8 protein-coding genes are annotated in these 15,657 nt (G+C 59.6%); 5 read left to right on the top strand and 3 right to left on the bottom strand.

The features are described from left to right. Window positions 1–91: 91 nt before the first annotated feature. From PAF20_RS14740 to PAF20_RS14730, 3 genes are all read right to left on the bottom strand, one after another. Window positions 92–6,106: a translocation/assembly module TamB domain-containing protein gene (locus PAF20_RS14740; protein WP_271071352.1), complete on the bottom strand. Its 6,015-nt coding sequence runs from the start codon at window positions 6,104–6,106 to the stop codon at window positions 92–94. Further along, entirely contained in the window at window positions 6,106–8,022 is a 1,917-nt protein-coding gene (locus PAF20_RS14735) for an autotransporter assembly complex protein TamA (protein WP_271071351.1), read from the bottom strand. Before PAF20_RS14735 ends, PAF20_RS14740 begins: the two co-directional genes overlap by 1 nt. A gap of 80 nt (window positions 8,023–8,102) precedes the next feature. Then, complete coding sequence (locus PAF20_RS14730) at window positions 8,103–9,029, bottom strand: glucokinase (protein ID WP_271071350.1); 927 nt, start codon at window positions 9,027–9,029, stop codon at window positions 8,103–8,105. 128 nt (window positions 9,030–9,157) lie between these two features. Here PAF20_RS14730 and ahcY point away from each other — a divergent pair, with 128 nt between their 5' ends. The 5 genes from ahcY (at window position 9,158) to PAF20_RS14705 (ending at window position 15,649) form a co-directional block, all read left to right on the top strand. Further along, the gene (ahcY, locus tag PAF20_RS14725; protein WP_271071349.1) at window positions 9,158–10,549 is read left to right on the top strand and encodes an adenosylhomocysteinase; all 1,392 of its coding nucleotides are present in this window, start codon (window positions 9,158–9,160) and stop codon (window positions 10,547–10,549) included. 3 nt (window positions 10,550–10,552) lie between these two features. Further along, the gene (gene metK / locus PAF20_RS14720; protein WP_271071348.1) at window positions 10,553–11,740 is read left to right on the top strand and encodes a methionine adenosyltransferase; all 1,188 of its coding nucleotides are present in this window, start codon (window positions 10,553–10,555) and stop codon (window positions 11,738–11,740) included. A gap of 298 nt (window positions 11,741–12,038) precedes the next feature. Further along, complete coding sequence (locus PAF20_RS14715) at window positions 12,039–13,085, top strand: autoinducer 2 ABC transporter substrate-binding protein (protein WP_271071347.1); 1,047 nt, start codon at window positions 12,039–12,041, stop codon at window positions 13,083–13,085. A gap of 54 nt (window positions 13,086–13,139) precedes the next feature. Next, on the top strand, window positions 13,140–14,657 hold the full coding sequence (locus PAF20_RS14710; RefSeq protein ID WP_271071346.1) for a sugar ABC transporter ATP-binding protein: 1,518 nt from the start codon (window positions 13,140–13,142) through the stop codon (window positions 14,655–14,657). After that, entirely contained in the window at window positions 14,654–15,649 is a 996-nt protein-coding gene (locus PAF20_RS14705) for an ABC transporter permease (protein WP_271071345.1), read from the top strand. Before PAF20_RS14710 ends, PAF20_RS14705 begins: the two co-directional genes overlap by 4 nt. Window positions 15,650–15,657: the final 8 nt, after the last annotated feature.

Genomic DNA, 15,657 nt, shown 5'->3' with positions numbered 1-15,657 from the left:
TTTCCTCCAATGCAGCTTTTGTTAAGCCTTCACAGAGGAACCCTAGTCCGGCTTGCGCCATCGGTAAAGCGTCGCGTTCGTAAGGTGCTGATCAGTAATCTCTTTCGTAATACAGGCCGAGCGTGCTGTCGCCTTCGCTGTCAACCGAACCTCGGGCCGTCAGCGAGTCGGTGACATCAAGGTTAAGGTTGATCTGGGTCTTTCCGGCATCGTCAAGCTCAACATCGGTATAGACGTTGCGCGAAAGGTATTTGCCCGCACGCACTGCTACGCTGCCATCATCGTCCACGGTCATATCCAGATCATCGAGACCCGTCGCCTCTCGGATATTGCCAACGACGCCGATGCCGCCCTGACCGGCCAGCACTGCAAGCGCATTGGCAAGCTGTGCAGCCTGAAGCGGGCTGATCTGGTCCAGACCCTGCCCGAACAGCAGATACGACAGAACCTCTTCTTCCGGCAGCGACGGATCGGATTCGAATGTGATGTCCGGATCGCGCACTTCGCCGTCAATGATGATGCGGATGGTGATGTCGTCTTCGGTATGGGTGGCCACCAACCGGATAACCGGGATCATGCTGCCCTGTAGCTCTACCAGACCCTCCGTCAGGTCGAACCGCTTGCCCAGCAGGTCGACGCGCCCACGGATCAGCGACAAATGGCCGATTGGGATGGGGTTGCGCGCATCGCCGGTCAGCCGGGTAGAGCCGCCAAGTTCGGCATCGACGCCGCGACCACGCACGAAGATCTGGTTGGGCGCGTTGATAGTCAGGTCAAAGCGGGCAGGGTTTGCGGGCGGAACGGCCGCCGGTCCGCTTAACTCGGCCGCTTGCGCAGCGAGACTGCCATAGGGTTCGATGCCCGCCTTCGCGCGTGTCGCAGCAATGCGCCAATTGTCGTTGACGTGCACGATATCGGGAATGTCCTGTGCGCCGCCCAATCCGGTCGAGGGGATGCGGAATTCGGCTTCAATAATATTGATCGTGCCGCTGACCAAGGGACCGTCAGCGGCAACACCCGTGACAGAGACGGTGCCGTCCGCGACCAGTTCGTAAAGGTTGGGATCGCGAATGACGGCCCGATTCAGCCGTGCCCTCAGATCCAGCACCGGAGAGCCGCTGCGAAGATCGACCGCGCCATCGACAGCAAGGCTGCCGCCTGCATTGATATTTCCAGCGACGTCCAGATCTATAAGCCCACGTTCAAGTTGCGCGTCGAGACGAAGATCATCGACGGTCAGCCCGATACGGGGTTCGGCAAGACGTCCGCTTGGCATACTGACATTGCCGGTGATCGAATTCAGATCCGGAGGACCTTGCATACGCAGATCGAAACTCACGGGCCCCTCGACGCTGCGGGTCCGCAGGAAGGGGTTGGCAGCGGCTGCGTCGCTGACACCGCTCATGCGCAGATCGGTGGCGTCACCGGCAAGCTGCCCAACCAATTGCGCGCGCGTTCCGCCCGGAGCGGTCACGGCGATATCCATCTGGGTTCCGGCCTCAGTCTGCTGAACGGTCCCAACCGCCTGCGCAGGTCCGTCGATACCAGGCAGGACAGAGGACAGGTCCGACAGGCGCGCATCGACGTTCAGCCCCTGTGCAGGGTTGCCGTCCGCAATAACCTGAAGATTCGGATTCCGCGCGTTGAGCCGTTCAACGATGATGCCGCCCTCGGTTTGTAGCAGTGCGACATCGGCAACTGTCTGTCCAGCCAGCAAGCCGTCCACGCGCTCATTTCCGATGCCCAGACCATTGGCAACCGCGTCGGCTGTGATCCTGCGGCCCTCCGCCACGTCAAGAATGCGCGCGTTCGAGTTCAGGCTGCCGCTGTAGCCGCCAGCAAAACCAACGCTTGGTACCGAAAGTTCTGCCGTGATGTCAGTTTGTCCTGCACCGTAAACCCCGGTTGCATTCGCGTTCAGCTGATCATTCGATGCGGTCGCCTGATCCAGACGGATCAGCGCGCCGTCCTGCTGCCCGGTTGCGCTGAAACTTGTATTGCCCGCAAGCGCCGCATCAAGTTGCGCGACGCCGACAGCGATGTTTGAGCCGGTCCCGCTTATGTCGAACTCGACCACGCCGCCACGGGTTTGCAGGGTTGCATCGGCGTTGACCGCGCCGCCAAAGCCTTGGCCGAGAAATGACAGATCGTCGCTGCCGGCATTGCCTTCGAAGCGCGTCTGACCACCGCCCAGAACGCCCTGCCCCGAAACTTCTATCTGCGGGTTTTCGGCCTGAAGCTGCTCTATTTCATAGCGGCTGCCATTCTGTATCGCCCGAACGGCCAGCCGCGTTTCACCAGCAAGCGCCGCATCGGCCTGAGCGTTGCCGATCGTCAGGTCCTGAGCAGAGCCGGTTACATCAAAAACGCGACCGTCATCGGTATCCGTAATCTCTGCCGAAGCATTCGCCGCACCGCCAACACCGCCGCCGATAAATGACAGGTCAGAGGCGTCAAGTCTTGCCGTCAGCTCGGTCTGATCGGGGCCATAGACGCCGCTGGCATTTGCGCTGAGTTGCGGGTTGTCGATTTGCGCGGAATCCAGCGTGACGACACCCTCATTCAGGCTGCCATTGGCGACAAAGCGCGTCTCGCCCTGCAACGCACGGTCTTCGCCCGCCTGACGAAGGGCAAGATCGGTGGCGGTGCCGGTGACTGAAAAAGCCTGCCCGCCGGCTTCGGTGTCTTGCACGCTCGCCTCTGCGGTGACTGCGCCGGCCATACCAAGGCCAAGCGCCGACAGGTCGCTGATATCCAGATCAGCACGGGCGTCGGTCCCGCCAGGACCGATGGAGCCTTCGGCATTGATGCGCGTCTGATCGTTGGTCAGCGTCGCACGTTCGATAGTGTAAGTGCCATCGCGCTCCAGTGCCGCCACGTCGATATCGGTCGTGCCCGTCAGCGTACCGGCATTGCCGCGCTGACCAAGGGCAAGGTCTTCCCCGGTTCCCGTGACTGTCAGCCTGCGCGCACCGTCGCCGGTATCGGCAAAAACCGCATCCACATCCAACGCGCCCTGCAGTCCCAAACCAAGAGAGGCAAGGTCGCGCACGTCCAGGCTGCCTGTCGCGTCGGTACCGTCTTGTCCGATCTGGCCTTGCGCAGTCGCGGTCAGCTGATCGTTTGTGATATTCGCACGTTCGATATCAATGGCGCCGTCGCGGCGCTGCGCGGCGGCAATGTCGATTGTCGTGATGCCGGTCAGGGCGGCATCTGCCTGTGCCTGACCCAGCTTGATATTCTGCCCTGTGCCGTCGATTTCGACGCGTCGCGTGCCTTCCTGATCCGTCGCAAGTTGTGCGGTCGCATCCAGCGATCCCGACCAGCCCTGTCCAAGTGCTGCTAGATTGGCGATCTGCGCCGCCGCCTGCCCGCTTGCCCGGCCATCGACCAGTTCCCCCGATGCCTGCGCCGCAAGCTGAGGGTTGGATATGTCCAAAGATTGCAGGCGAAGGACACCAGCTGCCGTCTGCTCTGCCGTCATGGTGATATCGGTCTGGCCGACCAAAGCGCCGTCGACATTCTGCTGTCCAAGGGCGAGGTCCTGACCGACCGCATCAACATTGATCTGCCGCTGGCCATCGGCCCCTTGCGTAACGACCGCATCGGCATTCAGCGCACCCTGCCACCCGGACCCCATAGGCGCCAGGGACGGGATCTCCAGCCGTGCATTCGCGCTTGTCCCGCTTGCGCCGAATGATCCGGCGGCCGTCATGGACAGTTGTTCATTCGTGACGCGTGCATCTGACAGCGTGATGACCGCGCCCGACTGGGTTGCCTGCAGATTGATCTGCGTCTCCCCAACAAGCAGGCCATCGACATTGTCCTGCCCGACAGCGATATCTTCGCCAGTGCCTGTGATCAGGATATTGCGCCCATCCGCTCCGCCGGTGATCTGGGCCTGTGCATCAAGAATGCCCGAAAAGCGTTCCCCCAACGCGCCGAGATCCTTGAAGGTAAGATCGAAGTTGGCATCAATTTCGCCACCCGTTATTGCGCCCGAGCCGTCAAGATCGAGCTGCCCGTTCTGCAATTGCAAAGCCGTCAGGCTGAACCCGTCTGCACCCTCCTGCAATTCGGCATCAAGGCTCGTTTCACCGGCAAATGCACCGTCAAGCGCTGTGATCCCCGTCTGAAGACCGGCTGCGTCGCCTGTCAAAATCACCTGTCGCGCACCGGGTGCGCCGACGATACGGGCATTTGCGCTCAGCGCGCCATCAAGATCCGGGTCCAGATCGGCAAGGGTCGGGACACTGAAATCCGCTGTCAGGTCAAGGTTGTCATTCGTCGCGGTACCGCTTGCTGTCAGGCTGATCCGCTGCGCATTGATCGAAAGATCACGCAGTTCGGTGCCTTCTTCAGTTCGACCGGCTGACAGTTCAATCGTCGAATTTCCCTGCAAAAGATGATCGAGCTGCTCGTTATCGACGCGCAGATCCGTACCCGTAACGGTGCCGTCCAGATCAAAGGCGCCGGTCAAAACCTGAAAATAGCCAGCAAGATCGGCGGTCGCGCTGCCCGAAAGACTACGACCCGCCAGTTCAGAAATGTTCGACAGGTCAGAATGGGTTGCGATCACTTCGTCGGTGGAAAGGACGATGCCGCTGCTCAGCCCGTCGACGGTCAGACGGCCCTCCAGCCCGTAATCGGTCCCGGAAATCGCCATCTCGGTCAGTTCAAGAACCTGACCGGGCGCGAAGTCGAAACCGGTTCGCCCAGAAATCGAATCGCCCACGACACGTTGCAGCTTTTCGTCGGCAAGCTGCAGGCCGGACGCATCAAACCCGACCGATCCGTTGATCTGATCCAGACTGTCGCCCTCTGCCAGTACGACCTGACCCTGCCCGTCCAGATCCAGCCGCGAAAGGTTCACACCCTCGCGGTCGATTGCCGTAAGCCAGCCGTTCAGTGACCAGTCAGAACCCTGCCTGGCGTCATATCCGATGGCGAGGTTGCCTGACTGGACCGTAACAGGGGGATCAACGAAAGGTATCGTAACCGGCAGAGCGGTCGCCCCGGCCTGTTCACCAAAGTCGATGGTCAGGTCCAGCATCTGCGGCGCGCGTTGATCATTGGTCGCCAGCCTGCCGTTGATCTTCAGCGCATCCGTGTCAAGGCTGAGTGCCTCCAGTTCCAACCGGCCCGAAGCCGCGCGAAAGCCCTGCGCGAGAAGCTGTGTCTCATTTCCAAAAAAGGCACGGTTGTCAGGCGGCAGAAGCGTGGCAAGATCGCCGCCGATCTGCACGTTAAAGTCGTTCCCGGCGGTGCCGTCCTCGTCTTCTGCCGCCGCAAAACTGACCTCTCCCGTGATGCGCGGTTCGCCGTCGGTGGCAATCTGGATCGTCGCGGCATAATCGCTCAGCGGTCCTTCACCGTGGATTTCGGCTGTCACGGCTGGGCGGCCCTCAATCCGGGCGATGCGGCTGAAAATGCCCTCGGGGTCTTCGTCCAGCGACAGGTCAACGTCCAGCACGCGGCTTTCGTTGTCGAAACTGCCGTTGAAAGTAAAGTCGCCTTTCTTGCCGTCTGTTCGGTTAATGACGACATCCGCGATGCCTTCACCACCCGCCAGAGACATAGAGCCGGTCACGGATACAACGGCTTCTTCGCCCAGCAATTCCTCGCCCAGAATGACGCTGTCGGCGTCAATCTGTTCGATATTTATGCCGACGGGGAGTTCGGGAAGGTTAAAGCTTCTGGCCTCTGTCCGCTGCTGCTCTTCTTCGGCCTCACCGCCCGGGCCACGCGGAATTTCGATCCGGGCGGCGCTTAACTCTCCGATTTCAACGCGACCACGCAGCAGGGCAGAGCGTGTCCACTGAATCGCGCCGTCTTCCAGCGTCAACCACGTGCCCTCTGCGTCGGCAATAGTGATACGGTCGAAGGTGGCCCGGGACGACAGCGCGCCGCGGAAGCCCTGAATGTCGACCGAACGACCAGCACCCGACAGCCTGCTTTGCAGTACGCGTGTCAGGAAGCCTTCGTCACTGGATTCTTCTGCTGCGATCTCGGCAATCGTCGCGTCTTCATCAACGGTTTCCTGCGCCGATGTCGAGAATGGCAGCAAAAGCACCAAAGCCAGGAATATCAGGACACGCTGCAACATCAGAATGCCTGTCCCAGACCCAGATAAAGCTGGACCTTGCTGTCATCCTCATCGCGCGGATCAATCGGGGTGGCGACATCAAAACGAATGGGACCGATGGGCGTATCATATCGCACGCCGATACCGGCACCTGACTGAGATTTGGTCTCACCCTGCCAGACGCCCTCATCCCAGATCTGACCACCATCGACAAAGACAACCGCCCCGATCTTTTCGCGCACCTGATAGCGCGCCTCAACGCTGAGGTTCACGATGCTTTGCCCGCCGACATAGGCCTCTTCGTCGGTATCTTGCAGCGGCACATCAAAGCCGAGCGATTCATAGGGTTGACCGCGCACACTGCCACCACCGCCTGAGAAGAAAAGATAATCCGGCGGAATATCGATCAGATCAGGGCCGACAACGGTTCCCGCACGGGCACGAGCTGCGAAAGTCAGTCGATCATCGGTCAGCATACTGCGATAAACGCGGCCCTCACCCGTCAGCCTGACGCCAGAGCCTGTTTCGTTGAAGCCAAGGAACGGGGTGACGCTGCCCGACAACCAGAAGCCGCGCTTTGCGTTCTTCATGTCATCGCGACGATCCCAGGTGACGCTGGTCGGCAGCGCGATCGTTTCATAGTCAAAATAGCCAGAGCCGTAATCGACCCGGCTTTTGCTGAACAGCAGGGCGATATCCGCCGAAAGGCGCTCGCTGCGGATATAGTTGAAACCGATGCCGATATCTGCGGATTTCTTGTAATATTCCGGCTCGTTTTCTTCCTCCAACTGCAGATCTATATAGCCTGTCGTATCGGCGTTGATCGTCGCAGGTCGGTCAACACGCATCCCAAACGAATAGTCCAACTGGTCGCCATCGGCTTTGACGTCGCTGACTTCGGCCTCCACGCGGAAGCGTTCCCCCCCGCCAAGAAGGTTTCGGTGCAGCCAGTAGGCCGAGAACATCGCACCGTCGACCGTCGATATCTCGAACGCGGCACCGATGCGGCGCAGCTTTTGTTCAACAACGGTCAGTCCGACATCCAGCGAGTTGTCGGGGTTGAGCGTCTCTGCCTCGACAAGCGTAATGGCAGAGAAAATGCCGGTGCGGCGAAGGCGTTTGCGAACGGTTTCCAGCTTTTCCGGGTCGAAGGGTTCACCTTCGGGAAAGCCTGCGATTTTCAGAAGCCGCCGGGTGCTGAGCCGCTCGTTCCCAGTCGCCTGAAGCCGCCCGAAAGTCACGGCAGGGCCGGGATTCAGATCCACATCGGATTCGATCCGCGCGACATTGTGGTCGGCGATGATCTCTTGCCCTGAAACGCGGGCCTTTGCGTGGCTGGCATCGCGCCAGTTTCCGACGGCATCGGATGCGGCCCTTTTGATAATGCCGGTGCCGGCCGTTTCGCCGACGGCATAGCCTTCGAGCGCGGTCGTGCCCGGTGCAAGAGGGCCAAGATCGGCACGAGAGAACTTAAAGCGCGGGCCCGGATCGACCGCGATCACCACCTTGCCAACATAGGCGGGCGCGTCCAGAGGCGCGATCTCTGCCGCCTCTACACCATCAAGGGTGATATTGATGATGGCCGAAAAATAGCCTTCGTCATACATGACGCCCAATGCGCGGGCGTAATCACCGCGCGCGGCCGCCAGAACATCCTGTCCGGTATTGCGGTCCTCATCCAGTGCACCGGAAACTAGTGAAGCATTGCGCACTGGCCGCTCCAGCTCTTCATCACCATTGATGATGACGACATTCAGCTCTACCGGTGGACCAAGGACGCGACCGTCCTCATCCGTTACCGGCTCATCCGATCCGCGAAATATCCGTGAGATGCCCGCAAAAGGATTTGAGGAAGATGCCGATTGCGCAGCAGCCTCTACCGCAACGATTCCTGCCGCAATGGTAGCCGTTACGACAAGTTTTGCCGCTTTACGCATCCCCGTCCCTCTGCTCGTGCTACGTTTGTCGCAGCTTATGCCCAGAGAATCCAGATTTGACCCGTCGCGACAAGCAAATATCAGGTGATCGCTGCCAAACATCCCTGAAGCGCGGCCATATCGTCACGAATCAGCAACAGCGGCGTGTTTTCCGGGATGTCGCGCATATATGGTTCGGTCAGGAAGGCAGCCTCAAGTTGCTCTGTCCGGTGCGAAAAGCTTCTTGCGACGGAACCGGCGAGGAACATCCCCTCCAGCGGCATGAAGCGCAGTGCGAGTTCGCGCAGCAGCAGGCCGAAAAGTTCAGTGAACAGGCGATAGGTTTCCTCGGCCTGGGCATCGCCTTCCATCGCGGCGGTTGAAATCGCCTCGGCCCGTTCCACCTTTTGGCCGTGAAGTGCGTGGTGAAGTGCAGCCAGACCGCGGCCCGCGAAGGTTTCCTCGGTTGAGAAGAAAGGGGCCATTTTGTCCTTGCCGATCCGGTCCGCGAGGATTCCGGCGATATTGGCCGGAAGGTTGGTGTGGCCTTCCTCCGCCTCCATGCAGGTGATGTGTCCGCCCGCAAGGCTGCGGACGCTGCACACGTTGAAGCCCGTTCCCGCACCGACCACCAGCGACTGGCCGTTCCGCGCGCGATGCGTTGGGGCCGCACGCAGAACAGACACCCCATCCGCGCCCAGATGCGGCGTGGCATAACCAAGCGCGGTCAGGTCGTTTATGAGCCGGACGTTATCCGCATCCGTCAGGCGCGCCAGCCTTTCTTCCGAAAAATCCCAGTCCCTGTTGGTCAGTTCCGCCACACCACCAGAGACCGGGCCCGCCACAGCCACGCAGACGGCTGTCAGGCGCGGATTGTCCTGTTCGGTGAGGTAGGTCTGAACAACCTTGTCGAAACTGTCATAGTCGTCGCCGCGATAGCGCGTGATACTTGGCGCGTCGATGACCCCGTTTCGCGCAATTGCCAGCCGTGCATTGGTTCCACCGACATCGGCCAGAAGCATTGCCATGACAGTCTCCTAAAATGTTCGCTTAATTTCTGCGATACGCGAGCCGCCGGAAACGCGCAAGCAGGGGGTATTTATTGATTCTTCACTGGCCCGGTGCTATCGCGGCCCAAACCCGTGAAAGGCCTAAAATGAACGACTATATCGTCAAAGATATTGCCCTCTCCGACTTTGGCCGGAAGGAGCTGGATATCGCGGAAACTGAAATGCCGGGGCTCATGGCGCTGCGCGCGGAATACGGTCATTCGAAGCCGCTGAAAGGTGCGCGGATCGCGGGTAGCCTGCATATGACTGTGCAGACCGCTGTGCTGATCGAAACACTTGTGGCGCTTGGGGCAGATGTCCGCTGGGCCTCCTGCAATATCTATTCAACGCAGGATCATGCGGCAGCAGCGATTGCCTCGACCGGTGTGCCGGTTTTCGCCATCAAGGGAGAGACATTGCCGGAATACTGGTCCTACACCGATCAGATTTTCCAGTTCGGCGAAGGCACCGCGAACATGATCCTCGACGACGGCGGGGATGCGACGCTGTATATCCTGCTTGGCGCACGTGTCGAAGCGGGTGAAGAAGACCTGATCGCGACAACTGAGAGTGAAGAGGAAGAGGCACTTTTTGCCCAGATCCGGAAGCGGTTGGCGCAAAGTCCCGGCTGGTTCACGCAGCAGCGCGACGCGATCAAAGGCGTTTCGGAAGAAACGACAACAGGTGTTCACCGCCTGTACGATTTGCACAAGAAGGGCCTGCTGCCCTTCCCGGCGATCAATGTGAACGACTCTGTCACAAAGTCAAAATTCGACAACAAGTACGGCTGCAAGGAATCGCTGGTCGATGGCATCCGCCGCGCTACCGATACGATGATGGCCGGCAAGGTCGCCGTGGTCTGCGGTTACGGCGATGTCGGAAAGGGCTCTGCCGCCTCGCTGCAGGGCGCGGGCGCCCGCGTGAAGGTCACGGAAGTCGATCCCATCTGTGCGCTGCAAGCCGCGATGGACGGGTTCGAAGTTGTAACGCTGGAAGATGTCGTCGACAGCGCCGACATCTTCGTCACCACGACCGGCAATAAGGACGTCATCCGGCTGGAACACATGCGCGAGATGAAGGATATGGCCATCGTCGGCAATATCGGCCATTTCGACAATGAAATTCAGGTCGCCGCGCTGAAGAATCACAAATGGACGAACGTCAAGGATCAGGTCGACATGATCGAGATGCCGTCGGGCAATCGCATCATCCTGCTGTCGCAGGGCCGTCTGCTGAATCTCGGCAATGCGACCGGCCACCCTTCCTTTGTGATGTCAGCCAGCTTCACCAATCAGGTACTGGCCCAGATCGAACTGTTCACCAAGGGCGACGAATACGCGCCGGGCGTCTATATCCTGCCGAAGCACCTGGATGAGAAGGTCGCGATGCTGCATCTGGATAAGGTGGGGGCGAAGCTGACCAAGCTTTCCTCAGAGCAGGCCGACTATATCGGTGTCCCGCAGGCAGGCCCCTTCAAATCGGATCACTATCGGTACTGAGCAATGAGCGAATATAACATCTTCACCTCGGAATCCGTGTCCGAAGGTCATCCCGATAAGATTGCGGACCAGATTTCCGATGCGGTGCTGGATGCGATCATTGCCGAAGACCCGCGCGCCCGCGTGGCCTGCGAAACGATGGTTAAGACCGGGGTGGCTATCATCTCGGGCGAGATCACCACAAGCGCATGGGTCGATCTGGAAAATATCGTGCGCGATGTGATCAACGATATCGGCTATACCTCTTCGGAAGTTGGTTTTGACGGCGCGACATGTTCGGTCATCAACATCATCGGCAAGCAATCGCCCGAGATCAATCAGGGCGTCGACCGTGCGTCACTGGAAGAGCAGGGGGCAGGCGATCAGGGTCTGATGTTTGGCTATGCGTCAGATGAAACCGATGTTCTGATGCCCGCGCCGATCACCTATGCGCATCGCCTGGTGCAGCGCCAGTCGCAGGTTCGCCGCAACGGAACGCTGCCCTGGCTGCGTCCGGATGCAAAATCGCAGGTTACCTTCCGTTATGACGATGACGGGCAGGTTGACGGCGTGGATGCCGTCGTGCTGTCGACGCAGCACAATCCGGAAATCTCGCTGGATGATCTGCGCGAAGCGGTGATTGAAGAGATCATCAAGCCGGTCCTGCCAACACAGTGGCTGTCTGCTGACACCAAGTATTTCATCAACCCGACGGGCAAGTTCGTGATTGGCGGTCCGGTCGGCGATTGCGGGCTGACCGGGCGCAAGATCATCGTTGACAGCTATGGTGGTATGGCGCGTCACGGCGGCGGGGCGTTTTCCGGCAAAGATCCGTCCAAGGTCGACCGCTCGGCCGCCTATGCGGGTCGTTGGGTCGCCAAGAATATCGTGTCGGCCGGCCTTGCCAAACGCTGTGAGATTCAGGTCAGCTATGCCATCGGGGTTGCCGAACCGACCTCGATCTCTCTCAACTGCTTTGGGACTGAAACCGTGCCGGTCGAAAAGATCGTTGCGGCGGTGCGCGAAGTGTTCGATCTGAGGCCTTACGCCATCATTGGAGAGCTTGATTTGCTGCATCCGATCTATCGCGATACGGCAACCTATGGTCATTTCGGCAAAGAACCGGTGGATATCACCTATGCCGGCAAGACTCATCGTGGCTATACTTGGGAAGACACGGGTCGGGCCGAAGCGCTGAAATCCGCAATCTGAACCCAGGCCGGGTCGCACGTTGACAGTGCAGCCCGGCCTTCGACGCACTGTGTGATCGGGCGCCTCATCAGCCGGGCAGGGTCAGCATGTCACTTCGCCAAATGAAGAGCTTTATCTGAACTTTCCATGGGTTTCAGGGGCTTCTTCTTTTGGCGACTCTGCCCGATCCCTAAGCATCGTCATCGCCATTGACGCAACCGGTTTCGAATGCAACCGTAGCGCCGGGATAAAGCCGGAACGCCGCGTCAGGCTTGGGGGCCGTCGCGCGCGCCAGTTTCGGATTTCACGGAGGAAACAGATGAAGCATGTATTTTCTGCGGCCGTTCTTGGTGTGATGGCATTAAGCCCTGCGGCATTTGCCGAAGGTCCGGTCGATGTGAGCAATGTCAATCAGGACCTGATCGCGACAGCCGAGGACAAGAGCTATACGATCGCGACCGTAGTAAAGGTTGATGGTATCGCGTGGTTTGACCGGATGCGCGAAGGGGTCGAACAATTCGCGGGCGATACCGGCCATGACACCTATATGATCGGCCCGTCGCAGGCCGATGCCGCCGCGCAGGTACAGATGATCGAAAACCTGATCGCGCAGGGTGTGGATGCAATTGCAGTCGTGCCCTTCAGCGTCGAGGCCGTGGAGCCAGTGCTTCAGAAGGCGCGGGATCAGGGAATCGTCGTGATCTCTCACGAGGCGTCGAATATCCAGAACGTCGATTACGATATCGAGGCGTTCGACAACTTTGCCTATGGCGAGAATCTGATGAAGATTCTCGGCGAAGCGATGGGTGGCGAGGGAAAATATGTCGCAACCGTCGGCAGCCTGACCTCGAAAAGCCAGAATGAATGGATCGACGGTGCCGTGGCGTATCAGGAAGAAAACTTCCCGAATATGTCGCTGGCGATGGACCGACTGGAAACCTATGACGATGCCAATCAGGATTACACGAAGCTGAAAGAGGCGTTCACCGCCCAGCCTGACATTACCGGGATCGTCGGCGGGCCGATGCCCACTTCGGCCGGTGCGGGTCGTATGATTACGGAGTCCGGGCTGGAAGGTAAGGTGCATTTCTCTGGCACAGGGCTGGTTTCCGTTGCGGGTGAGTATCTCGATAACGGCGCTGTCGAATATATCCAGTTCTGGGATCCGGCGGTCGCGGGCTATGCGATGAACATGCTGGCCGTCGCGGCATTGGAGGGCAAGCAGGACCAGTTGAAAGCGGGTCTGAACCTTGGCCTTGCCGGATATGAGGATCTGATCGCCCCGGATGAGGCCGCGCCGAACAAGCTTTACGGTGCGGGCTGGGTCGGTGTGACGAAGGAAAACATGGCCGAATACGACTTCTGATGTGACATTTGGCCGGGGCGATTGCGCCCCGGTCGCATTGAGTTTGAGCAGTTCATGAACACAAAGGGACAGACGCCGCTGATCGAGATGCGGGGCATTACCAAGCGCTTCGGCGGTGTCACGGCGCTTGATGATGTCTCGCTGTCGATCATGCCGGGGGAAATCCATTGCCTTGCCGGGGAAAACGGCTCTGGCAAGTCGACGATCATCAAGGTCATATCGGGCGTCTATCAGCCTGATGGCGGCGAGGTTCTGATTGACGGGCAGCCTGTAGGTGCCCTTGACCCGGTCAAATCGACTGCCGCTGGAATTCAGGTGATTTACCAGGACTTCTCTCTTTTTCCGACGCTGTCGGTTGTCGAGAATCTGACGATCAATACCTTCCTGCACGAAGGTGCCAGACTGATCGACCGGAAGCGCGCGCGAAAACTGGCGGGTGAGGTTCTGGATCGTCTGGGCGTTGACCTTCCGCTGGATGCCGCTGTTGAGACATTGCCGACATCGGGCCGCCAGCTTGTCGCGATTGCGCGCGCGGTGCTTGCGGACGCGCGCCTGATCATCATGGATGAGCCGACGACCGCCCTGACCGGCCGCGAGGTCGAGCGCCTGTTCCGTATCACCCGCGACTTGCAGGATCACGGCATCGCTATTCTGTTCGTCAGCCACAAGATGCGCGAGATGCTGGATCTGTCCGAAAAACTGACCGTCCTGCGCAATGGCCGCAAAGTCGCCGAGGATCCGATAGCAGAGTTTGACGAGGCCGCGATCACCCGCGCGATGACGGGCCGCGATGTGGAATATGCGCATTACGAGGTCGCGCGCCCCAGTGGAACGCCCCGTCTTGAGCTTCGCGATGTCAGCGTGACAGATCAGCTTTTCGACGTTTCGCTGTCCATCTGGGCGGGAGAGGTTGTGGGTGTCAGCGGGCTGATCGGATCGGGGCGGACAGAACTGGCACTGGCCTCATTCGGCATGATGCCGCCTGATCAGGGCCAAGTGATTGTCGATGGGCAGGACGTGACGCCGCAATCGGTGCAGGAGGCGATTGAGGCGGGGATTGCCTATGTGCCCGAGGACCGCCTGTCAGAGGGTTTGTTCCTGACCCGCTCTATCCGCGACAATTCGATCGTTTCGTCTATACGCCGCTTTGCGCCGGGGCTGTGGCTGGATCGTAAAGGGGCGGCTGCCGCAACGCGCGACATGTTCGACCGCATGACCATCGCCGCACCATCGCCCGAAGTTGCGGTCGGCACCCTGTCGGGCGGGAACCAACAGCGTGTGATGATCGGGCGTTGGCTGATGACTGGCGCGAAAGTTCTGATCCTGAACGGTCCGACGGTGGGCGTCGATGTCGGATCTAAGGCGACCATTCACGGCATCATTCATGACATGGCCCGCGACGAAGGGCTTGCCGTGCTGATGATCTCCGATGACGTGCCAGAGCTTGTTCACAACTGCAACCGCGTGGTGACGATGGTTCAGGGCCGGATGACCGCCGAATTGTCCGGTGATGGTCTGACCGAAGATGCCTTGAACGAAAGCCTGCGGCTGAATGTCGAGGAGCCGGCATGAGCTTGCGCAATCCAGCATGGTGGAAAAGCACCGAGGCAATGGTCGCGGCAATCCTGTTGCTGGCAATGATCCTGATCGGTTTCGTGAACCCGGCCTTCTGGTCGCTCGAAAACCTGTTCAGCCTCGCACGGTCTAATGTCGTTATCGGCATTATGGCGCTTGGCGTGTTGCTGGTGATGATCGCTGGTGGAATTGACGTCAGTTTCCCGGCCTTTGCGGTCGCGGCGATGTATCTGGTCGTGCGTGCAATGGTCGATTGGGGCGTCCCGAGCGGTGTGATCCTGCCCTTCCTTATGGCGACGCTGATCGGGGCGCTCCTCGGCCTGGTTAACGCGCTGCTTGTCTGGAAGCTGCGGATGATCCCGCTGATCGTGACACTGGGAACAGCGGCAATGGCGCGGGGATTGCTGAACGGGCTGGTCGGCACCTCCAACGTGAATATTAACAAGTTTCCCGATTCATTGATTGATTTCGGCAAGACCGACCTTGTGACACTGTTGAATGCGAATGGTGCCAGCTATGGCCTGCCCGCGACGGTGCTGCTTTACCTCGGCCTGGCGCTGATCGTGCATCTGGTGCTGAGCCGTACGATGATCGGACGATCTGTCTATGCCTATGGGGCATCGCCGGAATCGGCGCAGCGCGTGGGCTTTCGTACGGGCCGTACGCTGATCTTTGTCTATGTGGCCGCAGGCGCTTTGGCAGGTTTCGCGGGGCTGCTGCATAGCTCGATGATATGGATGGCCAATCCGCGCGACTTTGTAGGGTGGGAGCTGGACGTTATCGCCGCTGTGGTCCTTGGCGGGGCGTCGATCTTTGGCGGGCGCGGATCGGTTCTGGGAACCATGCTGGGTGTGTTCATTCTGGTGATGATCAAGAACTCGCTTATCCTGATGGGGATCGAGACGACATGGCAGCGCGTCGTCGTCGGCTGTATGCTGATCGCGGCGGTGGCGCTGACCGCTTTGCGCGACCGCAAGGCAACGGTCTGAGGAGGGCA

The organism is Paracoccus albus, from assembly GCF_027913035.1.
Classification (GTDB): Bacteria; Pseudomonadota; Alphaproteobacteria; order Rhodobacterales; family Rhodobacteraceae; genus Paracoccus; species Paracoccus albus.
Note: the sequence above shows the minus strand (reverse complement) of the source record. Positions and strands in the feature narration are given on the sequence as shown.

Coding starts and splice junctions, on each gene's coding strand:
- PAF20_RS14740 (WP_271071352.1), bottom strand. CDS start 6,106: ATGTTGCAGCGTGTCCTGATATTCCTGGCTTTGGTGCTTTTGCTGCCA.
- PAF20_RS14735 (WP_271071351.1), bottom strand. CDS start 8,022: ATGCGTAAAGCGGCAAAACTTGTCGTAACGGCTACCATTGCGGCAGGA.
- PAF20_RS14730 (WP_271071350.1), bottom strand. CDS start 9,029: ATGGCAATGCTTCTGGCCGATGTCGGTGGAACCAATGCACGGCTGGCA.
- ahcY (WP_271071349.1), top strand. CDS start 9,158: ATGAACGACTATATCGTCAAAGATATTGCCCTCTCCGACTTTGGCCGG.
- metK (WP_271071348.1), top strand. CDS start 10,553: ATGAGCGAATATAACATCTTCACCTCGGAATCCGTGTCCGAAGGTCAT.
- PAF20_RS14715 (WP_271071347.1), top strand. CDS start 12,039: ATGAAGCATGTATTTTCTGCGGCCGTTCTTGGTGTGATGGCATTAAGC.
- PAF20_RS14710 (WP_271071346.1), top strand. CDS start 13,140: ATGAACACAAAGGGACAGACGCCGCTGATCGAGATGCGGGGCATTACC.
- PAF20_RS14705 (WP_271071345.1), top strand. CDS start 14,654: ATGAGCTTGCGCAATCCAGCATGGTGGAAAAGCACCGAGGCAATGGTC.